Source organism: Streptomyces sp. NPDC049813 (assembly GCF_044465085.1).
In the GTDB taxonomy this organism is placed as follows: domain Bacteria; phylum Actinomycetota; class Actinomycetes; order Streptomycetales; family Streptomycetaceae; genus Streptomyces.
This window is the reverse complement of the sequence record NZ_JBITLI010000010.1, coordinates 179,943-204,197: the sequence shown is the minus strand read 5'-3', so window position 1 is coordinate 204,197 and position 24,255 is coordinate 179,943. Positions and strand designations below refer to the sequence as shown.

At 74.8% G+C, this 24,255-nt stretch carries 22 protein-coding genes; 10 read left to right on the top strand and 12 right to left on the bottom strand.

Annotated elements, in window-relative coordinates; translation table 11 throughout:
- Positions 1-160: 160 nt before the first annotated feature.
- Positions 161-1,270 carry a PucR family transcriptional regulator gene (locus ACIBW6_RS21595; protein ID WP_399061918.1) on the bottom strand — a complete coding sequence of 370 codons (1,110 nt, stop codon included), beginning with the start codon at positions 1,268-1,270 and terminating at the stop codon, positions 161-163.
- Between the two features lie 292 nt (positions 1,271-1,562).
- On the opposite strand from ACIBW6_RS21595, the gene ACIBW6_RS21590 reads away from it, so the two are divergent.
- The 4 genes from ACIBW6_RS21590 (at position 1,563) to ACIBW6_RS21575 (ending at position 6,365) form a co-directional block, all read left to right on the top strand.
- On the top strand, positions 1,563-2,078 hold the full coding sequence (locus ACIBW6_RS21590; protein ID WP_399061917.1) for a hypothetical protein: 516 nt from the start codon (positions 1,563-1,565) through the stop codon (positions 2,076-2,078).
- Positions 2,079-2,271: 193 nt separating this feature from the next.
- Positions 2,272-3,726 (top strand): flotillin family protein, encoded by a 1,455-nt coding sequence (locus tag ACIBW6_RS21585; RefSeq protein ID WP_399061915.1) that lies wholly within the window; start codon positions 2,272-2,274, stop codon positions 3,724-3,726.
- 161 nt (positions 3,727-3,887) lie between these two features.
- Positions 3,888-5,210 carry a hypothetical protein gene (locus ACIBW6_RS21580; protein ID WP_399061912.1) on the top strand — a complete coding sequence of 441 codons (1,323 nt, stop codon included), beginning with the start codon at positions 3,888-3,890 and terminating at the stop codon, positions 5,208-5,210.
- A 177-nt stretch (positions 5,211-5,387) separates the two neighbouring features.
- Positions 5,388-6,365 (top strand): S8 family peptidase, encoded by a 978-nt coding sequence (locus ACIBW6_RS21575; protein WP_399061910.1) that lies wholly within the window; start codon positions 5,388-5,390, stop codon positions 6,363-6,365.
- A 101-nt stretch (positions 6,366-6,466) separates the two neighbouring features.
- On the opposite strand, the gene ACIBW6_RS21570 is transcribed toward ACIBW6_RS21575, so the two are convergent.
- Complete coding sequence (locus ACIBW6_RS21570; protein ID WP_399061908.1) at positions 6,467-8,107, bottom strand: acyl-CoA dehydrogenase family protein; 1,641 nt, start codon at positions 8,105-8,107, stop codon at positions 6,467-6,469.
- A 26-nt stretch (positions 8,108-8,133) separates the two neighbouring features.
- On the bottom strand, positions 8,134-8,742 hold the full coding sequence (locus ACIBW6_RS21565) for a TetR/AcrR family transcriptional regulator (protein ID WP_399061906.1): 609 nt from the start codon (positions 8,740-8,742) through the stop codon (positions 8,134-8,136).
- A gap of 267 nt (positions 8,743-9,009) precedes the next feature.
- Between ACIBW6_RS21565 and ACIBW6_RS21560 the strand changes: the two genes are divergently transcribed.
- The 3 genes from ACIBW6_RS21560 to ACIBW6_RS21550 all read left to right on the top strand — a co-directional run bounded on the left by ACIBW6_RS21560 (position 9,010) and on the right by ACIBW6_RS21550 (position 13,951).
- Positions 9,010-9,258 (top strand): hypothetical protein, encoded by a 249-nt coding sequence (locus ACIBW6_RS21560; protein ID WP_399061904.1) that lies wholly within the window; start codon positions 9,010-9,012, stop codon positions 9,256-9,258.
- Positions 9,255-10,478, top strand: coding sequence for a glycosyltransferase (locus ACIBW6_RS21555; protein ID WP_399061902.1), 1,224 nt, complete (start codon positions 9,255-9,257; stop codon positions 10,476-10,478). The genes ACIBW6_RS21560 and ACIBW6_RS21555 overlap by 4 nt, the downstream gene beginning before the upstream one ends.
- A gap of 176 nt (positions 10,479-10,654) precedes the next feature.
- Positions 10,655-13,951 carry an ATP-binding protein gene (locus ACIBW6_RS21550; RefSeq protein ID WP_399061900.1) on the top strand — a complete coding sequence of 1,099 codons (3,297 nt, stop codon included), beginning with the start codon at positions 10,655-10,657 and terminating at the stop codon, positions 13,949-13,951.
- Positions 13,952-14,111: 160 nt separating this feature from the next.
- Here the strand turns inward: ACIBW6_RS21550 and ACIBW6_RS21545 are convergent, their stop codons facing one another.
- A complete protein-coding gene (locus ACIBW6_RS21545) occupies positions 14,112-14,897 on the bottom strand; it encodes an NAD(P)H-dependent oxidoreductase (RefSeq protein ID WP_399061898.1) in 786 nt (261 codons plus the stop codon).
- Positions 14,898-15,076: 179 nt separating this feature from the next.
- On the opposite strand from ACIBW6_RS21545, the gene ACIBW6_RS21540 reads away from it, so the two are divergent.
- The 3 genes from ACIBW6_RS21540 to ACIBW6_RS21530 all read left to right on the top strand — a co-directional run bounded on the left by ACIBW6_RS21540 (position 15,077) and on the right by ACIBW6_RS21530 (position 17,005).
- A complete protein-coding gene (locus ACIBW6_RS21540; RefSeq protein ID WP_399061896.1) occupies positions 15,077-15,958 on the top strand; it encodes a helix-turn-helix transcriptional regulator in 882 nt (293 codons plus the stop codon).
- A 62-nt stretch (positions 15,959-16,020) separates the two neighbouring features.
- A complete protein-coding gene (locus ACIBW6_RS21535) occupies positions 16,021-16,713 on the top strand; it encodes a maleylpyruvate isomerase N-terminal domain-containing protein (RefSeq protein ID WP_399061894.1) in 693 nt (230 codons plus the stop codon).
- Between the two features lie 97 nt (positions 16,714-16,810).
- Positions 16,811-17,005, top strand: coding sequence for a hypothetical protein (locus ACIBW6_RS21530; protein ID WP_399061892.1), 195 nt, complete (start codon positions 16,811-16,813; stop codon positions 17,003-17,005).
- Between the two features lie 57 nt (positions 17,006-17,062).
- Here the strand turns inward: ACIBW6_RS21530 and ACIBW6_RS21525 are convergent, their stop codons facing one another.
- From ACIBW6_RS21525 to ACIBW6_RS21490, 8 genes are all read right to left on the bottom strand, one after another.
- Positions 17,063-17,368 carry a hypothetical protein gene (locus ACIBW6_RS21525; protein ID WP_399061890.1) on the bottom strand — a complete coding sequence of 102 codons (306 nt, stop codon included), beginning with the start codon at positions 17,366-17,368 and terminating at the stop codon, positions 17,063-17,065.
- Between the two features lie 102 nt (positions 17,369-17,470).
- Positions 17,471-19,015, bottom strand: a complete 1,545-nt coding sequence (locus ACIBW6_RS21520; protein WP_399061888.1) for an alpha/beta hydrolase domain-containing protein — start codon at positions 19,013-19,015, stop codon at positions 17,471-17,473.
- Positions 19,016-19,417: 402 nt separating this feature from the next.
- Positions 19,418-20,773 carry an MFS transporter gene (locus ACIBW6_RS21515; protein WP_399061886.1) on the bottom strand — a complete coding sequence of 452 codons (1,356 nt, stop codon included), beginning with the start codon at positions 20,771-20,773 and terminating at the stop codon, positions 19,418-19,420.
- Entirely contained in the window at positions 20,770-21,363 is a 594-nt protein-coding gene (locus ACIBW6_RS21510; protein WP_399061884.1) for an ArsR/SmtB family transcription factor, read from the bottom strand. Before ACIBW6_RS21510 ends, ACIBW6_RS21515 begins: the two co-directional genes overlap by 4 nt.
- 107 nt (positions 21,364-21,470) lie before the next feature.
- Positions 21,471-21,872, bottom strand: a complete 402-nt coding sequence (locus tag ACIBW6_RS21505) for a response regulator transcription factor (RefSeq protein WP_399061882.1) — start codon at positions 21,870-21,872, stop codon at positions 21,471-21,473.
- The gene (locus ACIBW6_RS21500) at positions 21,869-22,990 is read right to left on the bottom strand and encodes a PAS domain S-box protein (RefSeq protein ID WP_399061879.1); all 1,122 of its coding nucleotides are present in this window, start codon (positions 22,988-22,990) and stop codon (positions 21,869-21,871) included. The genes ACIBW6_RS21505 and ACIBW6_RS21500 overlap by 4 nt, the downstream gene beginning before the upstream one ends.
- Positions 22,987-23,670 carry a response regulator gene (locus ACIBW6_RS21495; protein WP_399061877.1) on the bottom strand — a complete coding sequence of 228 codons (684 nt, stop codon included), beginning with the start codon at positions 23,668-23,670 and terminating at the stop codon, positions 22,987-22,989. Before ACIBW6_RS21495 ends, ACIBW6_RS21500 begins: the two co-directional genes overlap by 4 nt.
- Before the next feature lie 32 nt (positions 23,671-23,702).
- Entirely contained in the window at positions 23,703-24,206 is a 504-nt protein-coding gene (locus ACIBW6_RS21490) for an STAS domain-containing protein (protein ID WP_399061875.1), read from the bottom strand.
- Positions 24,207-24,255: the final 49 nt, after the last annotated feature.

Genomic DNA, 24,255 nt, shown 5'->3' with positions numbered 1-24,255 from the left:
ACGTGCTTCCCGTACGCCGCTATGTCCTGGGTGACGATCGCGTAGGACGAGGTCGGCGCGCTGATGCGGCCGCCGCACCGCCGCGGCGCCGCCCGGCGCAATTTGGCCGAAGCGATGTGCGTGCGCGGGCTACGGGCGCCGCCCCGGCGCGAAACGCGGCTCAACGCCCGCCGGAGCGACCGGCGGAACGCACGGCGGAGTCCTCGCCGGGCTCCGGCTCCCGCCCAGGCCAGTCGAGAAGGCGGGCGCCGATGACCGCGGTCTGCAAGGTGTACCGCTGCACCGGGTCGGCGGCGTCGGCCCCGGTGAGCTTGCGGATGCGCTCCAGGCGGTAGGTGAGGGCCCGCACGCTCAGGGAGAGGAGACGGGCCGCCTCGGCCGCCACGCAGCCCGCGTCGAAGTAGGCCGTGAGCGTGTCGAGAAGGGGGCGGGCGCCGCCGCGGGCCTGCTGGAGGGGGCCGAGGGTGTTGACCACGAGATCGGCCATGGCCTGCCGGTCCCGGGTGAGCACCGGGTAGACGAGGAGGTCGGCCGCGCGCAGGACCGGCTCGTCGAGACCGAGGCGCTCCGCGAGGTCCAGCGCCTTCAGGGCCTCCTCGTAGGAGTGGACGACGCCGCCGGGGCCGGGCCGGGGCCGGCCGATGGCGACCTGGCAGCCGTCCGTGGCCGCGTAGGCCTGCTTGGCGAAGAAGGCGAGGACCTCGTCCTGGTCGCCGGGGGCGACGCAGACCAGCCGCCCGTCCTTGGTCGTGGCCAGGATGTCGCGGTGGCCGAAACGGCTGATCATCGCGGCTTCGACGCCGCGCGGCACCGGGTCGCCCTCCTCGTACGCGGCACCACCCCGGGCGACCGCCACGGCGTGCGCGTGGGCGAGGCGGAGTCCGAAGCGTTCGGCGCGCTCGGCGAGGCGGCCCACGTCGCTGCGCCCGTAGAGCAGGTCGTCGATGAACTCCCGGCGCGCCGCCTCCTCTTGGCGCACGGCCGCGCGCTGGGCGCGTTCGTACCCCTCGGCGAACGCGTCCACCGCCTGTTCTATCACCGACAGGACGCTGTCGGGTGCCACGGCACCGGCCGGCCAGTGCCTGCGGGCCGCGCTCAGGTGGGCCGCGACCAGCGTCCGCATGCTGTGCCCGTCCTCGGCGGCCCGCTCGCCCAGGGCGCGGCGTGCGTCGAGTTCGTCGCGCGTCAGCCGTCGTCCGGTGGCGGAGGCCTCCGACAGGAGCCGGGCGTACCCGTCCAGGCAGTCGGCCGTCGTCTCCGTCTCGTCCATGGTCTCCCCCGGCTCTCGGTGCGCTGCTGACGCCTTTCTAGCGCAGTGGTCTTCGGCGCCCGGCAGTGGGGCTGACGGCCCTCCCCGCCGCGCGGACCGGCCGGCCGTGCCGACGGCCCGTGTGCGCGGTCCCCCACCGTACGGCTGCCGTCCTCGCGCCCCGCCGGCCCGGAGCGCTCCGGCATCAAAGACGCGTAAAGATTGCCGGAATCAGGCAATGTGATGACCTTGCCCGGCATGCGACGATCCCGGCATCACCACGGCACACGGCCGGTCGGAGGGGGCGGACGCGATGAACTGGTTTCTCGGTCTCGGCATCGCCGGGTTGGCCCTCCTCATGCTCTCCCTGGTGCTCGACGGGGTCCTGGAAGGGCTCTTCGACGGGGTCGGCGCACTGGACGGGGTGCTGGACGGGGTGCTCTCGCTCCCGGTGATCGCGGGCTTCCTGTCGATGCTCGGTTTCGCCGGCGCGATCGTGCTCGGCACCACGGAGCTCGGCACCGGGGTCGCCCTCGTCGTCGGCGCGGCGGCCGGAGCCGGTGCGGCCTGGCCGACCTGGCGGCTCAGCCGGGCCCTGATGCGGGACCAGACCACCGCCACCCCGCGAGGCACCGATCTCGTCGGCACGCCGGGGACCGTGGTGACCGCGATCCCGGTCGGCGGCTACGGCGAGGTGCTGCTCCACCTGGGCGGCCAGCGCGCCAAGTTCGCGTCCAGGAGCCAGGTCGCCGTCGCGCGCGGCACCGAGGTGTGGGTCGAGGAGGTCCTCTCGCCGACCTCGGTCGCGGTCCGCCCCGTCGACCGCTGACGCGTCCGGGGGGCGTCTACGGCTGACGGGCGTGGAGGGCGTCGACCGCGGCCGCCCACCTGGGACGGCCGCGAGGGCCGCGCCCTCATCGGCAACAGCCCTGTCAACAACCGTTTCATCGCAGCAGCTCTGTCGCAGCTGCCTATTCGCAACAACCGACTGCCGCCGCTGGGAGGCAGAGGGGGAATCCATCATGAGTCCAGTAGCCATCGCCGTCGCCGGAGTCGTCGCACTCGTCGTCCTGTTGGCGCTCGTCGTCGTGACCCGCTACAAGGTCGCGGGGCCCAGTCAGGCGTTCATCGTCACCGGGCGGCGCGGCAAGAAGTCCACCGACCCGGAGACGGGCCGGGTCTTCACCGACAACAGCGGGCAGAAGGTCGTGGTCGGCGGCGGCGTCTTCGTCGTCCCGTTCGTCCAGCAGAAGTTCACCCTCGACCTGTCGTCGCGGCACATTCCGGTCGCGGTGCGCGGCGCGGTCACCTTGCGGGGCGTCAAGGCCCATCTCGAAGGGGTCGCCATCGTGAAGGTGGGCGGCACCGAGGACTCGATCCGTGCCGCCGCGCAGCGGTTCCTGATGCAGCAGGACGGCATCGTCGGCTTCACGCAGGAAGTGCTGTCGGGTGCGCTGCGCTCGATCGTGGGCCGGATGTCCGTGGAGGACGTCATCCGCGACCGCGCCGCGTTCGCGGGCCAGGTCGCCGAGGAGGCCGAGGCGTCGCTGTCCGGGCAGGGGCTGGTGCTCGACGCGTTCCAGATCCAGGACATCACCACGGAGGGGACGTACCTGGAGGACCTCGGCCGGCCCGAGGCGGCACGCGCCAAGCAGGAGGCGGACATCGCCGAGGCCGTCGCGCGCCGGGCCTCCGAGCAGGCGCGGCTGAAGGCCGAGGAGGAGATCGCGGTCGCACAGCGTACGTTCGCGCTGAAGCAGGCCGAGATCAAGGCGGAGACGGACCGGGCCGCGGCCCAGGCGAACGCGGCGGGCCCGCTCGCCGAGGCCGCCCGGAGCCAGGAGGTGCTGAGCGAGCAGGAGAAGGTCGCCGAGCGGCAGGCTGCCCTCACCGACCGGGAGTTGGACACGAAGGTCCGCAAGCCGGCCGACGCCGCCCGGTACCAGGCCGAGCAGGAGGCCGAGGCGCGCCGCATCGCCATGGTCAAGCAGGCCGAGGCCGACGCGCAGCGCTCCCGCCTGACCGGTGAGGGCGAGAAGGCGCACCGTGCCGCGCTCGCGGACGCCGTCCGCCTGGAGGGTGAGGCGGAGGCCGCCGCGATCGGCGCGCGCGGCGCCGCGGAGGCCCAGGCCATGCAGAAGAAGGCGGACGCCTTCGCGCAGTACGGGGACGCGGCCGTGCTGCAGATGGTCGTCGAGGTCCTGCCGCAGGTCGTCGCCAAGGCGTCGGAGCCGCTCTCGGCCGTCGACAAGATGACGGTGATCTCGACGGACGGGGCGAGCCAGTTGTCCCGCACCGTGGCCGACAACGTCGCGCAGGGCGTCGAGCTCCTCACCTCCACCACGGGTGTCGACCTCGCCGAGCTGCTGAAGAACCTCACGGGCGGCAAGGCTCTCGTCCCCGCGTCCAAGGCCCCTGCGGCGGCACCGGACCCGTCCTCCGAGCGGGCCGACGGCCGCATCGATATCACCGGCTGACGCCTACCGGGAGCGGGCCGGTCGCCGACCGCGGCCCGCTCCCCCGACCGGCCGCCGGCCTCACACGAACGGACGGCCCGCCTCGCCCGACACCGGCCCAGCCGTTCCCCTGGGACCAGGCATGGTCGCGCGCCGGGACGCAGCCGTGCCGGGAGGAGGCGGTGGTGACGGACGGCGCCGGACCCGCGGGCCCGGACCCCGAGGCCGAACTGCGGGAGTTGCGCGGCCGGGTCGCGTCGCTGGAGGCGGAGCACGCGGTCCGGCGCCGTCGGCATCGGGGGCGCTCGTTCCTGGCGGCGGTCCTCATCGTGGTCGGCTGCGTGCTCGCGCCGCTCGCCGTGGTCGCGGCGTGGGCGGCCGACCAGGTCGGGGACACCGACCGGTACGTCGCGACGGTCGGGCCGCTCGCCTCGGAACCGGCCGTGCAGGACGCCGTCGCGGACCGGGCCACCGACGCGCTCATGGCCCGGATCGACCTGTCGACCATGCTGTCCGACGTGCCCGCCGAGGACCGGCCCCGCCTGGAGAAGGCGCTGGGCAGGCTCGGGGACTCGCTGGAGGGCGCGGTCCGCGCTCTGGTCCACGACAAGGCCCGTGCCGTGGCCCGCTCCTCGGCGTTCGCCGCCCTCTGGGAGCAGGGCAACCGACAAGCTCACGGCGCCCTGGACAAGGCGCTGACCGGCAAGGGCGGCGGCGCCGTCCGCCTGGAGGACGACACCGTCACCCTCGACCTCGCCCCCGTCGTCGCCCGCGTCGAACAGCGCCTCGTCGACGCGGGACTGACCGCGGCGGACCGGATCCCCGAACTGCACACCGGGTTCACCCTGGTGAGGTCGGAGAACGTCGGCAAGGCGCGGACCTACGTACGGCTGCTGCAACTCGCCGGGAACTGGCTGCCCGTCGTCGCCCTGGCCCTCCTCGCCGCCGGTGTCCTGCTCTCCGTACGCCGCCGCAGGGCGCTGGTGGGCACGGCGCTCGCCGCCGCCGTCGCCACCGGGCTGCTCGGGGTCGGGCTGCGCGTCTTCCGGGTGCTCTACCTCGACCGGCTGCCCGCGAGCGTCTCGCAGGACGCGGCCGCCGCCGTGTACGACGCCCTGACCCGCTTCCTGTTCACCACGGTCCGCATGGTGGTCGCGCTCGGTGTCGTCGTCGCCCTCGCGGCCTGGCTGACCGGGCCGGGGCGGCGGGCCTCTCTGGTGCGCGGGGTGTGGACCTCGGGCATCGAAGCAGCCCGGACCACCGCCGAACACGCCGGATGGCGTACCGGCCGCGTCGGGCCCTTCGTCCGCCGCTTCCGCGCCTGGTTCACCTGGGTTCCGGTGGCCGCCGCCCTGCTCGTCTACCTGTTCTGGGACCGCCCGACGGCCTGGGTGGTCGTCGGCATCGCGCTGTGTCTGCTGGTCGTGCTCGCGGTCGTGGAGTTCGTGGGCGGTACGGGTCGCACCGCGCCCGGCGCGGCGACGGCCGGGGGCCCGGACGGCTAGCGCGCGGAGCGCCCACCTTACGGGGACCCCGGCCCGCCGACGCCGCGTAGCCCAGCGGGGCACCCACCCTGCGGGAGCCCTGCCCTGCCGAGGCCGTCTCGCTCAGCGGCCCGCCGACGCATCTGTACCGCACCACCGCCCCAGAAGTTCTGCCGCCCCGAAGAAGGAGACCTGTACATGATCCGCGCCACCCGGACCCTCGCCAGCCTCGCGTCCGGTCTGCTCCTCACCGGCCTCGCCACGGGATGCGGATCCGGGGGCGGTGACGACGGCAAGGCCGACCCGATGCGCGATCAGCAGTGGGCGCTGGACACGCTGAAGCTCCCCGACGCCTGGCACGACGCGAAGGGCGACGACACGGTGATCGCCGTCGTCGACAGCGGCGTCGACCTCGACCACCCGGACCTCAAGGACCGGCTCGTGCGCGGGTACGACGTCGTGGACGGGGACCGCACTCCCCAGGACGGGTACGGCCACGGCACCCACGTCGCCGGGATCGCCGCCGCCGACACCGACAACGGCACCGGCATCGCGGGCGGGGCGCCCGGCGCGAAGATCATGCCGGTCCGCGTCCTCGGCCAGGACGGCAGCGGCACCAACGCCGACATCACCAGGGGCATCGTCTGGGCCGCCGACCACGGCGCCGACGTCATCAACCTGTCCCTCGGCGAAGGCCCTTTGCTGTCCAACCTGTTGCAGGGCGGCATCCTCAACAAGGCGATCCAGCACGCCCACGACAAGGGCGCCGTGGTCGTGGCCGCCGCGGGGAACGACGGCGCCGCCACCCAGCCCTACAAGGTCGGCACCCCCGTGCTGGTGGTCGGGGCCAGTGACGAGGACGGGCATCCGGCGGAGTTCTCCAACTTCGGTGCGCAGAACGCCGTCTCGGCCCCGGGCGTCGGCATCCTCTCCACCCTGCCCACGTACACCGTGGCGCTGACGAAGAAGAACGACTCCGGGTACGGCAGACTCGACGGCACCTCGATGGCGGCGCCGTATGTGTCGGCCGTGGCGGCTCTGCTGCATCAGCGCGGCATGAAGCCCGACGAGATCATGAAGACCGTACGGGACACCGCCACCGACCCGGGTGGACAGCAGCGGCTCGGGCTCGGCGTGGTGAACGCGAAGGCCGCCCTCGACTCCGCCGCCGACTGACGGCGGGGGGGACCGAGGGCAGCCCGGTCAGGCGCCCCGGTACGGCACCCCGGTACGGCACCGCTGAGGCACGGCCAGGGCCGTCCCCAGTCCCCGGTGGGTCAGACCGGCAGCCGCGTCAGCAGCCCGGCGAAGTCCGTCCCCGGCGGCAGCGTGCCGAAGGCAAGCCCGCGGTCCCCCGCCAGGCGCGTGGCGCAGAAGGCGTCGGCCACGGCCGGCGGCGCGTGGCGGACCAGGAGCGCGCCCTGCAGGACGAGGGCGGCGCGTTCGATGACGCGGCGGGCCCGCAGCGGCGCGTCCTCGGTGAGCGTCAGTTCGCCCTGGAGTTCGCGCCAGGCCGTGTCCAGGCGCGCGTCGGCCCCGGCCGCGGCCGCCACCTCCGTGCGGAAGGCGTCCAGCGATTCGGGTTCCCGGGCGAGGGCGCGCAGCATGTCGAGGGCGTTGACGTTGCCCGAGCCCTCCCAGATGCCGTTGAGCGGGGCGTCGCGGTAGAGCCGGGGCAGGCCCGAGGCCTCGTCGTAGCCGTTGCCCCCCAGGCACTCCAGGGCCTCGGCGACGGCGGCGGGCTGGCGTTTGCACACCCAGTACTTGCCGACCGCGGTGGCCAGGCGGAGGAAGGCGCGCTCCGCGCCGTCCCCGCGCTGCGCCCGGTCGGCGGCGCCGGCCAGGCGCAGCGCCAGGGTGGTGGCCGCCTCCGACTCCAGGGCGAGGTCGGCCAGGACGTTGCGCATCAGCGGCTGGTCGATCAGTTTCGCGCCGAACACCGAGCGGTACCGCGCGTGGTGCGCGGCCTGGGCGAGCGCGGCGCGGGTCCCGGCGGCGGAGCCGAGGACGCAGTCGAGGCGGGTCATGGTGACCATCTCGATGATGGTGCGTACGCCCTTGCCCTCGGGGCCGACGAGCCAGGCGACGGTGTCGTCGAACTCCGGTTCGCTGGAGGCGTTCGAGCGGTTGCCGAGCTTGTCCTTGAGGCGCTGGATGCGGAAGGTGTTGCGGCTGCCGTCGGGCAGGACCCGTGGGACGAGGAAGCAGGAGAGGCCGCCGGGCGCCTGGGCGAGGACGAGGAAGAGGTCGTTCATCGGCGCGCTGGTGAACCACTTGTGGCCGCGCAGCCGCCAGGTGCCGTCGGGTTGCTCGACGGCCGCCGTGGTGTTGGCGCGGACGTCCGTGCCGCCCTGCTTCTCCGTCATGCCCATCCCCGCGAGCAGCCCTCGCTTGCCCGCCGGGGTGCGCAGCCCGGGGTCGTACTCTCGGCTGGTGAGCAGGGGCTCGTACGTCTTGGCGAGGTCGGGGGCATGGCGCAGGGCCGGCACGACGGCGTAGGTCATGGAGACGGGGCAGCCGTGCCCCGCCTCGGTGCCGCTCCACACCATGAAGGCGGCGGCCCGGGCGACGTGCGCGCCCGCGCGGGGGTCGGCCCAGGCGGCGCCGGCGAGGCCCTCGCCGACCGCCACGTCCATCAGGGAGTGGTAGGCGGGGTGGAAGTCGACCTCGTCGATGCGGTGGCCGTAACGGTCGTGGGTGCGCAGGGCGGGTTCGTGGCGGTTGGCCTCGTCGGCCCAGCGCTGCACCTCCTCGCTGACGGCGCGGCGGCCGACGCGGTGCAGGTCGTCGAGGGACCACTCGGCTCCCTCGCGCCGCACGCCCTCGATCAGGACGGGGTCGTCGGCGGCGTCGTGCCCGGTCAGCGGGGGCGGCTGATTGGTGACGTCGTGGGTGACGGCGGTGGGTCGGCTCGGCATGGCATCTCCTGCGGGGGTCCGGGCGGTCAGTCGGTGGGGGCACCCGCGCAGCGCAGGGCGGCGGCGGTGAGATCGGCGAGGAGGTCCCCGACCGCGCTCTCGTCGGGGGTGCCGAGGGGGTCGACGAGGGCCTCGCCGATGGCGCCGGTGAGGACGGCGGCCGTGATGTCGGCGTTCTGCGGCGGGAGCAGGCCCGCCGCCACGCCCTCGCGCACCACCTCGGCGTACAGGGCGCGGTAGCGGCGGCGGAAGTCGAGGCGCTCGGCGCCGACCGCGGGTTCGGCGGGCGCGGCGAGCAGGGCGTAGGCGAGGCCGCGGTTCTCCAGGGCGCGGCGAGCGAAGACGTCCACGGCGTGGGCCAGCCGCTCGACGGGGTCGCCGGGGCCGCGCAGGACCGCACCGAGGACCTCCACCTCGCGTCCGGCCGCGCGCCGGAACACCTCGACGGCGAGGGCCGCCTTGGACGGGAAGTGCTGGTACACCGAGCCTGCCGCGATCCCGGCCGCGGCGGCGACGGTGCTGACGGACGCCTGCGCCCAGCCGACGTCCGCGACCACCGCGGTGGCGCAGGAGACCAGCCGCTCCCTGGTGGCGTCCAGGCGGCTGATCTCGGCGGGGGTCTTGCGGTAGGCCATGCATGAAGTGAACCACCATTCAGACTTTCCCGCCATGGTCGGGAGCGGGCCGCCCACCACCGCTGCGGCGGCGTGCGACCCCCTCGGGTGCCCGCACGCACAGCCCGGCCCGAACGCCGGACGCCCCCCGGCCGGTCCGGCGTACGCGACCACCGGGGGCGGCCCCCCGGCCGCCTCCCCCATGAGGCGCGTTCCGCTCATCGCGGATAGAACGGAACGGCAAGGAGCGGAGTCTGCGCCGCGTGAGCCGTGCGAGGAGGTGCGCCCATGGGGACAGGTCGGCCCCGCCGGGACGTCAGGTTCGAACCCACGCGTCCCGCCTCCCGGAACCGCAGGGTGGTGGCCTTCCTGCTCGGAGCGCTGGTCTGGGTCGCGGCCGGGGTCCTCGCGGTCGTCCTGCTGGGCCACAGCTACATCCTGCGCCGCCTGCTGCTCGCCCTGGTCGTGTCCTGGGTCGTCTTCGGCCTCGCCTCGGCCTGGGGCATCGCGCTGCGCCACCGGCAGGAGCGCGCATGAGCCCCCTCGACGTCCTGCTGGCCTTCCTCGCGTTCTACCCGGTGGTGACCGGCGCCGCGTGGATGGTGGGCGGCGCCCTGTTCCGCGTCCTGGAGGAGCGCCCGGAGATCCGGGTCCCGGACGGCGGCTGGCCGGGGGTGACCATCCTGGTACCGGCCTACAACGAGGAACAGGTGATCGCCCGCTGCGTCGCGGCACTCAAGGAAGTGGACTATCCGCACCTCGAAGTACTCGTCCTCAACGACGGCTCACGCGACGCCACGGTGGCCACCGCCCGCGCCGCCGCGGCCGACGACCCCCGCGTCACCGTCCTCGACGACGGCGTCAACGTCGGCAAGGCCGAGCGCCTGAACGACGGCATGCGCCGTGCCCGCCACGACCTCGTCCTGGTCACCGACGCCGACACCCACCTGCACCCGGACGCCGTGCGCCACCTGGTCGCCCGCATCACGCGCTCGCCGCGCTACGCCGCCGTCGCGGGCAGCCCCCGCGTCACCAACCGGGGCGAGATCATCACCGCCATGCAGATGCTCGAGACCGCCTCCCTGATCGGGCTGATGCGCCGCACCCACGCCCTGGCCGGCCGGGTCGGCACGGTGGCCGGCGTCCTCGGCCTCTTCCGCCGCGACGCCGTCCTCGCCGTCGGCGGCTACGACCCGAAGATGGCCACCGAGGACATCGAACTGTCCTGGCGGCTCCTCGAAGCAGGACACCTGACCGCCTTCGAACCGCACGCGCTGGTGGGCATGCAGGTGCCGCAGCGGGTGGCCGGGATCTGGGCCCAGCGCACCCGGTGGGCCCGGGGCCAGGGCGAGGTCCTGCGCACCCATGCCCGCACCGTGGTCCACCCGCGCAACTGGGCGATGTGGCCCATCGCCTTGGAGGCCCTGCTCTCCTACCTCTGGGTGCTCACCATGCTGGCGGCCACCGTGTGGGGCGTGGTCCACTGGATCAGCCACCCCGGTGACACCAAGTTCCGCTGGATGATCGCCTGGGGCGTGGGCATCGCCGTCGTCGCGATGATCCAGATCGCCGTCGCCACCGCCGTCGAGTTCCGCCTCGACCCCCGGCTCCCCTACGCCTGCCTCCTGCTCCCCCTCTATCCGCTGGCGTACTGGACCATCAACGCCCTCGCCGCGATCACCGCGCAGACCAGCGGCCTGATCCGCGGCCCGCGCGACAAGCGGGTCGTCTGGGACCTGCCCCGCAGCTCGCCCTGACACCGTGCGGGAGGCCGGCCCCGCGGGCCGTCGGGGCGCCACCCCCGTCCCGGTGACGGGCGATCCGGCCTGGTCACGCGCCTCTTGGTGCGGGCCGACGACGCTCCGCCTGCGCCGCCGCGGCCCCTGGACCTCGCCCCGAGGGGCGCGGCCTGCTCGGTTACGCTGTCGCCCTGATGGACGCAGAACGGACGGACCGCACGACCGGGGGGCCGCCTCTGCTGCGCCTGCACCTTTTCGGCGGTTTCGCCGCCACCCGCGACGCGGGCCCCGCCCCCGCCGGGCGCTGGGCCAGGCCCAGCGCCCGGACGCTGGTCAAGCTGCTCGCCGTCGCCCCCGGCCACCAGCTCCACCGCGAGCAGGCGATGGACATCTGCTGGCCGGACGCCGACCCGGCCGCCGCGGCCGGCAGCCTGCGGGTCGCCCTGCACGCCGCCCGCCGCGCCCTGCAACCCGAACTCGCCCCGCGCGCGGGCTCCTCGTACCTGATCACCGAAGGATCGTTGCTGCGTCTCGACCCGGCCACCGTGCGCGTCGACGCCGACGAGGCCGAGACCGCGGCACGGGCCGCACTCGCCGCCGCGGATCCGGGCGCGCTCGCCGGCGCCCTCGCGCTGTTCACCGGCGAACTGCTGCCGGAGGACCGCTACGCGTCCTGGGCGCAGCCGCGCCGGGACCGGCTCACCGGCCTGCGCCTGGAGGTGCTGCTCGCGCTCGCCGCCGCCCATCTGGCCCAGGGCTCCGCCACCGAAGCGATCACCGTGGCCGAGCAGGTCCTCCTTTCCAGCCCCGCCGAGGAACGCGCGCACCGCATCGTCATGTCGGCCTGCCTGCGCCAAGGGCTGCGCCGCCGCGCCGTGCACCAGTACCACGTGTGCCGGGCCGCCCTCGACGCGGAGCTGGGGGTGCGGCCGGGCCGCGAGACCGAGCGGCTGCACCGCGCGGCCCTGGACGCGACGCCCGCGGCGCAGCCGTCCGCGCCCACGCTGCCCGCGCCGCTGCGGGCCCCCGCGCCGCGGGTACACGGCCGCGACGACGTCCTCGCCCGGCTGTTCGACCCGGCGGGGCCCCCGGTCACCGTGCTCAGCGGGGAGGCGGGCATCGGCAAGACGTGCCTGGCCGGTGAGGCGGCGCGGCGGGCCGCCGACGCCGGGGCGGCCGTGCTGTGGGGCGGCGGGCACGACGCCGAAGGGCACACGCCGTACGGGGCGTTCGCCGAGGCGCTCGACGGCTGGCTCGCCGACCGGGACGCCGGGGAGCGGGCCAGGACCGGCGCCGAGTACCCGGAGCTCGCCGCGTTCCTGCCCTCGCTCGGCCGGGTGCGCGGCGCCGCCCGGCGCGGGCCCGAGGAGGAGCGCGACCGGCTGTTCCGTGCGGCCTCCGGCCTCCTGGACCAACTCGCGGCGGCCCGCCCGGTGGTCGTCGTCCTGGACGATCTGCACGCCGCCGACGAGGGCTCGTACCAGCTGCTCGGGCATCTCGCCCGGCGGGCGGCGAGCACGGGGACCGCGCTGCGTTTCCTGGTGACCTACCGCGCGGACCAGGTGCCCGAGGGCGATGTCCGGCGCCTCGCCCTGGCCCGGCTCCACCGGCACCGGCTGGTGACCCGGATCGAGGTGGAGCGGCTCGGCCGGGAGGCGTGCCGGGCGGTGGTGCGGGACGCCGCGCCGCGTTCCTGTCCCGAGGGCCGGTTCGACCGGGTGTACGAACTCTCCCTCGGCAACCCGCTGTTCGCCCTCGAACTCGCCCGGGACCCCGGCGGCGGCGCGGCGCCCGAGGGAGTGCGCCAGCTGGTGGCCGAGCGGCTCGGGCGGCTCGACCGAGGGACCCGCCGCGTCGTGGAGGCGCTCTCCGTCGCCGGCCCCGAGGTGGCCCTCGCCGAACTGCTCGACGTCGCCGCGCGGCGGCTGCGGCCGTCCACCGGCGCCGCGGACGCCGCGGACGCCATCGAGGACGCCATCGCCGCCGGGATCGTCGAGGAGCGCAGGGTGGTGGTCGCCGGGCGCCCCGAGTCCGGGCTCGCCTTCCGCCATCCGCTCGTCCGTCTCACCTGCTACGAGCAGCTCAGCGACGTACGCCGGCAGCAGTTGCACGCCGCGTTCGCGCAGACCGTCCTGGACCGGCGGCCCGACGCCGTGGACACGCTCGCCTCGCACTTCGCGCGGGCCGACGATCCGCGCGCCGCCGAGTACCTGCGCCGGGCCGCGGAACGCGCCGCCGCCGTGTACGCCAACGACACCGCCGACCGCTACTACCGCGACCTCGTCGACCGGCTCGACGTGGACGCCGCCCGGGCCCGGCTCGCGCACGCCCAGGTCCTGCGCCGGATGGGCCACTTCAAGCAGGCCGCCGATGTCCTGCGGCGCGCGCTCGACGAGTTCGTGCGGCGCGAGGACCACGACGACACCGTCCTCGCGGCGGCCCGGCTCGCGGAGACCCTCGTCAAGTCCGAGGACGCGCGCGCCGCGCGGGGCGTGCTGGCCGCGCATCCGCCCACCGGGGACACGGCGCCCGGACCGACGGCGACCCACCACCTCGCGCGGGCCGTCGTGCTGGGCGTGCAGGGCCGGTACGCGGAGGGCTACGAGGCCGCCCGGCAGGCGCTCGCGCCCACCCGGGAGGTGTCCGGGGTGACCGGTCAGGGCCTGCTGGCCCGGTGCTACGCCGGGCAGGCCACCAATCTGGCGCTGGCCGGCCGCTTCGGGGAGGCCCGCGAGGCGGCGGACCTGGCCCTCGATCCCGCCCGCGCCTACGGGGACTCGGCGCTGCTGGGCTCCGTGCTCTCCGTGCTGCGCGAGAACGCGCGGCGCAGCGGCCGGCTGCGGGAGGCGGTCGCCACCGGGCAGCGGGCGCTGGTCCTCGCCGAGGAGTCCGGGGACCCGACGGCCGCCGCGTTCGAGCGGGCGAACCTCGCGGAGCTGCGGCTGCTGCTCCAGGAGTTCGAGGCCGCCCGCGACCTCGCCGACACGGCGGTGGCGGGCGCCGACACCGACGACGCGTGGTCGCTGCCGTACGCGCTGGCCGCGCTCGCCCGGGTGCTGATGCGGACCGGCGAGCCCGCGCGGGCCTCCGCCCCGCTGGACCGCGCCGAGCGGACGGTCGGGATGGCCCGTGACCAGCAGGCCCGCTTCGAGGTGCGCACGGCCCGCGCCGAACTCGCGCTGCGCCGAAGCCTCCCCCACCAGGTCTCAGCGGCGCTCGGCGAGGCCCGCGCGCCCGTCCTGACGGCCTGGGCGCATCTCCTGTCCGGCGAGCCCGAGGCGGCCCGGCGGTCGGCCGCGGCCGAGGCCGAGCGGGCCCGCGCCACCGGAGAGCGGCTCGCCGAGGTGGAGGCCGGGGTGGTGCACGCGGCGACGCTGACCGGGCACGCCCGCACCCGAGCCCTGGAGGCCGTGGAGAGCCTGGCCCGCGAACTGCCGTACCCGGCGGGGCTGGGCCGCGTGGCCGCGGTCCGGGCTGCTGCATCCGGGTGACGTGTGCGTACGTGCCGCGAGGGCGGGCACGCGGAGGCAGCCCCTGCCTCTCGTGCCCCGAGCGGGAGAAGGGGGCGGGTAGTGGTGCGGGGGCTGCCGACGACAGCCTGTTCGTCGGGCCCCGTTCCCCCCGCCCGGCTCCCTCTTCAGCGGGCCGCGCTCACCGCGCCTCACGCACGTGCAGCCCGAACCCGGTGCGCCCGGCGGGCTCCAGACCCTCCTTCAGGTGCAGCGAGGGAATCTCGTAGTCACCGAAGTTCTGCCGCCGGAAGGGGATCGGCTCGGTCGTCTCCAGTGTGCGCAGGCGCTGTTCCCAGGCCTTGGCGACGTCCTGGTAGTCCTCGCCGCTCATCCGGTCGCTGCCGTGCGCCACGAACGGGGGCAGCACGTCGATGCCCGGGTAGTAGAGGATGCCGTGCTGGATCGGGAAGAGCAGGTCGTCGATGGGGCCGTTGATCCCGCGCGGGGCGTAGTGCGACTCGGGGCCGCCGGTGGTCACCGACAGCAGGGCCCGGGTGCCCGCCAGGGTGCCTTCGCCGAAGCGCTCGCCGTACTTGGTGGCGCTGTGCTCGCCGACTCCGTAGGCGAAGCGGTAGGTGAACACCCGGTCCACCCAGCCCTTGAGGATCGCGGGCATCGAGTACCACCACAGCGGGAACTGGAGGATGACCGTGTCCGCCCAGAGCAGCTTCTCCTGCTCGGCGACGACGTCCGCGGTGAGCGCCCCGGCCTCGAAGGCGCGGCCCGAGTCGGCGGCGACGCTCAGCGGGTGCGAGGCGTGGACTCCGTAGTCGGCGGCGTCGGCGGCCGCCTTCCACCGCATCGCATACAGGTCGCTCACCTGGACCTCATGTCCGGCGTTCGTCAAGGTGGTGACCGCGAGGTCCTTCAGGGAGCTGTTGAGCGACTTCGGCTCCGGGTGGGCGTGGACGATGAGCGTCTTCACAGGGACTCCTCAGGAGCGGGCCGTCACGGGGACGGCGTCGGCGACGCTTGCGCATCGGGGTGGCTCCGAGTCTGGGGCGGGCGCGGCCGGCCGTTCAGGGGCGCCATGACCGTCGGACCGGACTTCCTGGTACCGGCAGGGCCACCTTCGCGGCCGGCCGGACGGCGATACTGGGTGCCATGGACGATCTCGCGGGCTTTCTGCGGACCCGGCGCTCCCGGGTCGATCCGGCGGCCGCCGGCATCCCTGTCGACCGCCGCCGCCGTGTCGCGGGACTGCGCCGCGAGGAGGTGGCGCACCTGTCGGGCGTCAGCGTCGACTACTACGTACGCCTGGAGCAGGGCCGCGCGACCCAGCCGTCGGAGCAGGTGCTCGACGCGCTGGCGCGGGTCCTCGGCCTCGACGAGACCGAACGCGAGCACCTGCACCGGCTGGCCCGGCAGCGGCGGCGCCGCGCGAAGGTGCCGGCGGCCCGCGTCCGCCCGGAGCTGGCCCACGTGCTGAGCCTGATCTCCGACGCCCCCGCCATGCTCGTGAACCACCGCCTCGACGTGCTGGCCGGCAACCGGCTGGCGGGCCTGCTCTACGGCCGGCCGCTGCCCGGTCTCAACAGCGCCCGGCACATCTTCCTGGCGGAGGCCGAGCGCGGTCTGTACGCGGGCTGGGAGACCTGCACCCTCGACGTGGTCGGCCATCTGCGCCTGGCCGCCGGTCAGTTCCCGGACGACCCCGGACTCGCCTCGTTGATCGGTGAGCTGGCGATGGGCAGCGAGCGGTTCCGCCGCCTGTGGGCGCGCGCGGACGTGCGGGCACGCACCCACGGGCGCAAGGACTACCGGCATCCGCTGGTCGGTCTCCTGGAGCTGCACCAGGAGAACTTCGCGCTGCCCGGCGAGTCCGGCGTGGAGATGATCGTGCTGTCGGCGGCCCCGGACAGCCCCACCGCGGACGCGCTGCGCCTGCTGGCCACCCTGGCGGCGCCCGACGACACGGCTGCCTCCGGGCGCTCCGCGGCTGCCGGTCGGATCGACACGGTCGCGCCGCGACAAGGCGGCAGCTGACCGCGCGCGGACCACGGCACGGCCGGTCTCGGCCGGAGAGGCGACCGACCAGGAGGCGGGGCATGCACGCGGGAACGGCGGAGCCGGAGGTGGTCGGCGCGCTGAGGGACGCCTACGACGGGTTCGCCCGGGTGGTGGCCGCGCTCAGCGAGGAGGAGTCGTGGCTGCCAAGCGGGTGTGCCGGGTGGGCCGTCCGGGATCTCGTCTTCCACTGCGTGGGCGACGCGCAGCGCGGTCTGGTGGCGCTGCACACGCCCGCCGCGGGTCCCCCGGACCGTGACGCGGTCACCTATTGGGCGAACTGGCAGCCGGACACGGCCGGTTCGCTGGACGAGCGACGGTGGGCCCGGGTGGGCGCCAGTGTCTTCCCGCGCTTCGCGCCCCTGCGGCAGCTGTATCTGACGACGGCGGCGGCGACCGTCACCGCCGCGGAGCGCGGCGCCGGTGAGCTCCGGGACCTCGTCGGCACGCAGGGCCACGTCCTGTCCGCCGGCGATCTGCTGGCGACGCTCTGCGTCGAGGCCACGGTCCACCATCTGGACCTGATCGCCCACCTTCCGGCGGCCACGCCCCGGCCGGGCGCCGCCGGGCTCGCGCACGTCCGGCGCGCGCTGGACGGGCTGCTCGGTCGCGCGGTGCCGGTGGACTGGAGCGACGAGGAGTACGCGCTGGCCGGTACCGGGCGGTCGCGGCTGACCGCGGCGGAGCGGCACCTGCTCGGCGCCGACGCCGGACGGTTCCCGCTCTTCGGGTGACCGGCGAAAAAGCGCGGAGCGGTGGGCGGCCCCGCGTTCAGGTGCGGTTCCCCGGACCCGGGCGTATCCCGGCACGAGGGACGCTCGTTGCCACGACATGATGCATCCCAAGCGCACCCTTGTCCTGTTCCTCACCGTCGCGGCGGCCGCCGTGGCCGCGCACCCGGCGTCGGCGGACGACGACGGCGTCTCCACCAACCTCGTCCCGCAGCACCCCGTCCAGCAGGTCGTCGGCCAAGTGCTGGGCGAGCACTCCGGCTCCGGTGAGGGCCTCACGCAAGCCCTGAAGTAGGAGGATGCGCGGCCCCGGACACCTCCGGCGCCGAGGCCCGCATCACCCGTCCGCGGTCTACTGGTCGTCCTTCGGTTCCTGTGCGTTCCGCCAGATCTTGAGGTCGACGCTGATGCACGTGCTCGGGTCCGCCGCTCCTGACGTGCCGCGGTACGTCGCCACCGCGATGTGGCCCGCGTCGGACAGGACGCAGACCTGCGAGCCGTTGCTCAGCTGGTCGAGGCGGATCTCCTCGGTGAAGCATCCCCCGTGTGCGGCCGGCTCGGCCGCTGTGGCGCCGCGTGGTCCCGCGGAGTGTATCCACTTGCCACGCGCGGCCCCCGGCCCAGCGGTCGTGCCCGGGGACGAACGGTCCCGCGCCACCGTTGCTGGTGGCGCGGGACCGTCATCTACCGGCGGCGGAACGAGGCATGACCACCGGTCAGTTGCGGACGCTGGCCGGACGGGCCGCCGTTGCCCGCCGGTTCACCCGCCGATGCCCGAGTCCTGCGCGGCGGTCACGATCGCCGTCGCGTCCTCCGGCAGGAGGTACCCGGCGGCCACAGACCTCTGGGCGGCGGCGCGTACCTTGCCGACGTAGTCGTCGTGGGTCGGATAGAGCCGGCTGAGCACCGGTTCCGCGGTGCGGGGGAAGGACCGGTCGGAGGGGTCGCCTTCGTCGTGCCGGTCCCAGGCGTCGGCGTCGCCGTTCCACGGGTCGGTCGCGCCGTACAGGCCGCAGAAGACACCGCTGCCGGTGGTGGAGCGGGACCCGCTGAGCGTCCGGGTGGGCACCGTGACGTCGGGCAGCCGGATTCCGCCAGTGGCGAGCCCGGTGGCCGGGTCCCGCAGGACGGTGCTCAGCGGCTGACCGCCCGGTGGGCGGGCCCCGCCCCGGGCCCAGCCGGACAGGTGACGCAGGGCCGTGTTCATCGCCCAGTGCCCCGGCCCGTCGTTGAAGGGTGCCGATCCGGCCGCGCAGTCCGCCGAGGGCGCGGCGGCGCCCGCGGACTTGCGCAGGGTGGGGTCGCCGAGGTCGTAGGCCCACTGGTCGCCGTGCGCGGTGCCGGCCAGCTCCCAGTGCACGACGCTTTCGGTGTCCGGCTGGCGGGCGCTCGCGGCGCCCGGCACGTCCGTCTCGGTGAGCACCACGAACGTCGGCTCCGGCCGGTCGGTCCTGATCCGGGACGGATCGGGCATCCGCAAGGTGTCGGCGAGGACACCGCTGATCGGTGCGGCGACCGCGCTGTTGCTGTGCACCATGAAGCCGTCGTAGACCTGGGAGACCGGCTGGACGGCGTTGACGTACGTCGTCATGAAGCCCGCCGACTGCGACTCGCCGTCGGCCAGCAGGGTGTCGGCGTGCAGCCCGCCGAGCGGGTCGGGCCCGTCCGGGGTGCGCAGTGCCTGGCCCGCCTGGGAGAAGATGTCGTAGGCGAAGGCGTCGCCGGGGTGGACCAGGCTGCCGTACCGCGCGGGGTCCCAGCCCTTGAGGCCCTTGATCGGGCCGCGGCCCCCGTTGACCCCGACGGCCTGCGCCGAGACGCCGACCCAGGCGTATCCCTGGCGCAGCAGTTCGTCCCGCTGGAACCAGTAGTCCGGGGAGATTTCGAGCTGGCCGCTGACGTTGAGCCACTCCACGACGACCGTGCCGTTGAACTTCGCGGGGTCGGCCGGGCGGCGCACCAGGAGGCGGCTCTTGTAGGCGGCGGTGCCGGAGGCGCGGACGTCCCACCGGCCGTCGGAGGTCCACAGGCCGGACTTGGCGTACGCGGTGGCGGTGCCCGCGACGAAGTACTCCTTCTCGGTGTAGCCGAACGAGCCGAGGTCCTCGGCCGCGGCGAGGAAGGGGAAGCCGTGGCTGCCCGCGGGTGGCGTGGTGACGGTGGGGTTCGCCGCGGCGGGGGCGGCGGCGACGGGCGCGGCCCCTGCGGGGGCCGCGAGCGAGGTGCCGAGCAGGGCGCCGCAGAGCAGCGTCCCCAAAGCCGTGGCGGTGACAAGCCGCCGACGTAAGGGAGCGGGTGTGCGCACGGGGGTGCCTCCTTGACCGAGTCTCGTGTCGGACTGAGACCGCAGTCTCGACGGGCTGTGCCCGGCTGCCATCGGTGATTCCACCGGTGTCCCAGGAGCGGTGACGGAGGACCGGTGAGCGCCGCCCTGCCGGTGGTCCAGGAGCGGTGACGGAGGACGCGTGAGCGCCGCCCTGCCGGTGGTCCAGGAGCGGTGACCGGTGAGCGCCGCTCCGCCGCTGCCGCGCAGCGGCGATCCGCGCGCGGATCCCGGTGTCGCCCCGGGACGCCGGGGCGATGCCCGCGGACGCGCCGGCGCGGCTGTCCTGCCACGGACCACCGAGAAGCGGGGGCCGGGCTACCCGGCTGCACGTGTCCGGCGCCCGGACCCGTGGCTGGCCGCCGGGCACCGGGCCGGCACCTGTCAGGGCGTGGTGCGGGTGGCAGGCCCGGTGGCGGGCGGGGCTGCATGGGTGCTGATACGCCGCTCCCCCGCCTGCGCCGGGCCGTTGTGCCTGGCCACGTGCGGGCGACAGGCGCCGTCTGTGCCCATCGGCGGATGCCTGCCGGGGATCAGTTTCAGGGCCAGGAGGCCGGCCGCCAGGATCAGTGCGGCCTGGACGTTCAGGGCGGGCAGGGTGCCGGCCGCTCCGCCGAGCAGGCCTGCCGCGAGCATGCCGAGGGCTTGCAGGCCGTCGGCGAGGCCGAGGACGGAGGCGAGCACGCGGCCGCGGACCGGCAGCGGCGCGGACTCCTGGACGAGGGAGAGCCAGGACGCGGCGAGCCACACCGCGGGGGCGCCCGCGACGGTGAACAGCGCCAGGTGGATCCCGAGGGCCGCCGTGGTGGCCGAGAGGTTCCAGGTGAGGGCGCTGACCGCGCCGAAGACGAGGACGGCGGCGCCAAGCAGGCGGGGCGCGCCGAGGCGGCGGGTCAGCAGACCGGCGGTGGCGGTCCCGGCGAGGCCGCCGACGGCCTGCACGCCGCGCAGCAGACCCGCCTGCGCGTCGCCGCCGTGGAGAAGGCCGGTGACGAAGAGCAGGAAGAGCACCACGAACATGCCCTGGGCGACGGCCAGCAGGGCCACGCAGACGAGGGTGCCGCGCAGGGTGGGCACGTCGCGCAGGGTGCGCAGGCCGTCCGCGACGCCGGGCCAGAACCGCGCGCCTGCCCCGCTCCCCCGGCGCGGGGCGGCGGTCGGGGGGAGCGTCGAGGCCAGCGCCGCGGCGACGAGGAAGGCACCCGAACCGAAGGCGAGGACGTGGGGCAGTCCCGCCGCGCTCAGCAGCAGACCGCCGAGGGGGCTGCCGATCAGCCGGCCGAGGGAGACGTTCAGGCCGATCGCGGCGTTGGCGCTGACCAGTTGCTCCTCGGCCACGACGGTCGACAGGGTCACGTTCTTCACCGTCTCGAAGGTGACGGTGAGGGCCGCCTCGGCCCCGGTGACGAGGTACACCAGCCACAGGTCGCCCGGGCCGTCGACCAGCAGCAGGACCGGGAGCAGCGCGGCCTGCGCCGCACTGACGCAGACCAGGAAGCGGCGCCGGTCCCAGCGGTCGACGAGCGTACCGGCGACGGGGGCGACGATGAGGCTCGGCAGCAGTCCCAGCATGGCGACGACGGAGGTGATCAGGGCTGAGCGGGTCAGCTGCAACACGTAGAGCGGCAGCGCCAGTTGCAGCGTCCACTTGCCGGTCTCGGTGAGGAGTCCGGAGATCCACAGGCGGGCGAAGGCCGGCTCCCGCATCGGGTGGCGCACGGCGGTCCCGTGCCCGGTCATCCGCTGTGCCCCGCCGCGTCCAGGCGCGGGAAGAGACGCACTCCCGTATAGGTCAGCGCGGCGTCCTCGGGCGGATCGTCCCGCACGGCGGCCAGGTAGGGCCGGATCAGGGCGTCGATCTTCTCCGTCAGCTCCCGGGCCTCCTGCGGCGTGGCGCGCAGGACGTAGGTGTCCAGCCGGGCCGCAGCGAGCCACTCAGGGGCAAGGGTGTCCCGCCGCGCCAGGAAACGGCGGGTCAGCTGCTCCTCCTCCGCGAGGCCGGCGGCGATGAGGGCGTCCTGCTCGGCCATGGTGGCCGGGTCGGCGCTCATCTCCCCGAAGTCCAGGCCGATCTGGGCGGCGCGCCAGGGGCGCTCGCGCCGGTCGGCGGCGTCCGCCGGTTCGACCAGGCCGAACCGTGCCAGGTGCCGCAGGTGCCAGCTGATGTTCGAGGCGCTCGCGCCCACCTCGGCCGCGCACTCGCTGGCCGTGCGCGGCCCGACCGCCATCAGGTACTGGAGCAGCGCCAGCCGCAAAGGGTGGGCCAACGCGCGCAGTTGCCGGGGATCCGTGATCTGCCGCCGCGGGGGCGGGGCCTGTCGTTCGCCCATCTGAAAGAGTCCTTTCGAAAGGGTTCTTTCAGTCTTACGCGGCTGGGGGCGCCACGTCCAGACGGGGAAGGCGCGAGCACGCTCAGCCGGTCGGCGCGCGGCGGTCCTCAGCGGGGACGGGCCACGCCGCGCAGGGTCGTGAGGAGTTCGCGGTTGCGCACGCCTTTGAGGACGTACGCGCGGGCGCCGGCGCTCCTCATGTGCTCCATGGACGCCTTGTCGTTGTAGGCGGAGAACGCCACGATCACGCTGTGCGGGGAGCACCGCCCGACGTTCCGGGCGACGGTGTGGCCGCCGCCGGGGAAGCGGACGTCCAGCACGACGAGGTCCGGCCGGTGGCGGCCGGCGAGCCGCAGCGCCTCGTCCCCCTCGCAGGCCGTGCCCACGACCTGGAAGTCGGGCTGCGCCTCCAGGACTTCGGTGAGGGTCTCCAGGAGCAGCCGGTTGTCGTCGCACAGCAGGACCGACAGCGGCGGGCGCGGCGTGCCCTGCTCGGTCGCCGCGGTCACGGGGCCACGCCGACGTCGCCGGCCGGCGAGTCGGGCTCGGGTGTGGGCAGGGGGTTGGGGACCCAGAACTCGACGGTCGTCCCCGTCCCCGGGCGGCTGTGCATGGACCACCAGCCTCCTGCCGTCTCGGCCCGCTCGCGCATCTCGATGACCCCGAAGTGGTTCTGGGTGCTGTCCTGGGACATCGGCGCGCCGGTCCCGTCGTCGACGACGTGCGTGACGAGGCCGCCGTCGGCGGACGCGATGTGGACATCGACCCGGGTGGCGCGGGCGTGCTTGTGGACGTTCAGCAGGGCTTCCTGGACGATGCGGAAGATGGTGATCGCCGTCTCAGGGGTGGGTTCGCGGTCGATGGCGTGGTCGAAGGAGTAGGGCATCCGCCACGACGCGGCCACCACGTCGTCCAGGTGGCTGGAGAGCCCGTCGATGAGGCCCTGCCGGTCGATGCCCGGCGGGTGCAGCCGGAAGGTGAGGCTGCGCAGCCGGCCGATCGCCTCGCGCACCGAGGCGTCCAGGCGGGCCAGTTCCGCGGTGTGCTCCTGCGGCACCCGGTCCGCCAGCAGTTCGAGCCGCATGCCGACGGCGACCATGGCCTGGATGGAGTCGTCGTGGACGTCCCAGGCGATCCGGCGCCGCTCCGTCTCCTGCGCCTGGACGAGATGGTCGAACAACCGGCGCCGCTCGGTGAGGGCGTGCTGCGCCGCGCGCCGCTCGGACATGTCGCGGGTGACCTTGCCGAAGCCCTGCAACACTCCCTTGTCGTCCCAGAGGGCGGTGATCACCACGTTCGCCCAGAACCGGGAGCCGTCCTTGCGGACCCGCCAGCCCTCGTCCTCCAGCCGGCCGTCGGCCACGGCCGTCTCCAGCTCCCACTGCGGCTTGCCCGCCGCCTGGTCCTCCGGCGGGTAGAAGACCGAGAAGTGCCGGCCGACGATGTCCGCCGCGGTGTAGCCCTTGATCCGCTCCGCGCCCGCGTTCCAGCTGATGATGTAACCCTCGGGGTCGAGCATGAAGATGCCGTAGTCCAGCACCCCCTGCACCAGCAGGGTGAACGCCGCTTCCGACAGCGGGGCCGCCTCCTTGCGCAGCGACCGGTCCGGATCCGCCTCGGGCCTCACTCGACCAGCCCTTCGCGCCGTGCGATCACGACGGCCTCCAGCTGGGAGCGCGCCTTCAGCTTCTCCAGCACGCGCTGGACGTGGTTGCGGCCCGTATTCAGCGCCACGCCGAGGTCTTCGCTGATCTCGGCGGTGCTGAGGCCCTCGGCCAGCAGGTGCAGGACCTGCCGCTCCCGCGGCGTCAGGTTGGCCCCCGGTCCCGGCGCCCGGCCGGTCAGCTGTCCCAGTACGTCCGCCAGCAGGTCCTGGCCGAAGACGACCTCGCCCGCGGCCACCCGGCGCACCGCGTCCTCCAGCTCACTGAGCCCGTTCTCCTTGAGGATCAGGCCCGCCCCGCCCGACTCCGCGACCCGCGCGGCCACCGAGGCGCTCCCCTCGCCCGCCAGGACGAGGACCCGCGCGTCCGGCAGCAGGGCCAGCACGTCGGTGATGGCGGTGACCCCGTCCCCGTCCGGCAGGCGGCGGTCCATCACCACGACGTCCGGCTTCGACCGCTCCAGGTCGGCGAGGGCCGCCGCCACGGTCGCCGCGCGCCCCACGACCTCCAGCTCGCCGGAGCGCTCCAGGGCGAGACTGATCGCCTCGGCCACCATGTCGTGGTCCTCGACCAGCAGCACTCTGACCGGGGGGCCAAGGCGGCCGGGGGTGCCCGGGCGGCCGGACGCGGGGGGTTCGGACATCGGGGCTTCCTTGCAGGTGGCGGGCCGCACGATCATGCCAGAAAGCCTCTGGGCGGGCACTCCCCGGGGGCGGTGGTGGTGGATGTGGTGGATGGTGACGCCTCTTCGGCGGGGGCACGGGGGGCCGGGACCGCGTCGGCGGGCGTCCCGCGGGCGGTGAAGATCCCCTCGGCGCCGATCAGGAAGAGCAGCCGCTCCAGGCGCGGTCCGATCCCCTCGACGGCGAAGTCCCTGCCGTCGGCCAGGACCGACAACCGCGCCGCGAGCAGGGCGTTCAGCCCCGCGCAGTCGCAGAAGGAGACACCGGCCAGGTCCAGGCAGACGCCCGTCGGCCCTTCGGCCAGGCACGCCAGCGCCGACCGCAGGACGTACGGGCCGGTTATGGCGTCGAGTTCACCCTCGACCGACACGCGGGCCGCGCCCGACTCCAGCGTGGCCCGCAACGTGAACGGCAGCACCGTCACGGCTACGGGGTCCCCCGCACCGTCCCACGCCGCGTACGCGGACGCGCCGCGGTCCTCACGACCGATGCCCATGAAGCAGCCCCTCGGTACTCCACTGCGATGTCACGCACTCATAGTGTCA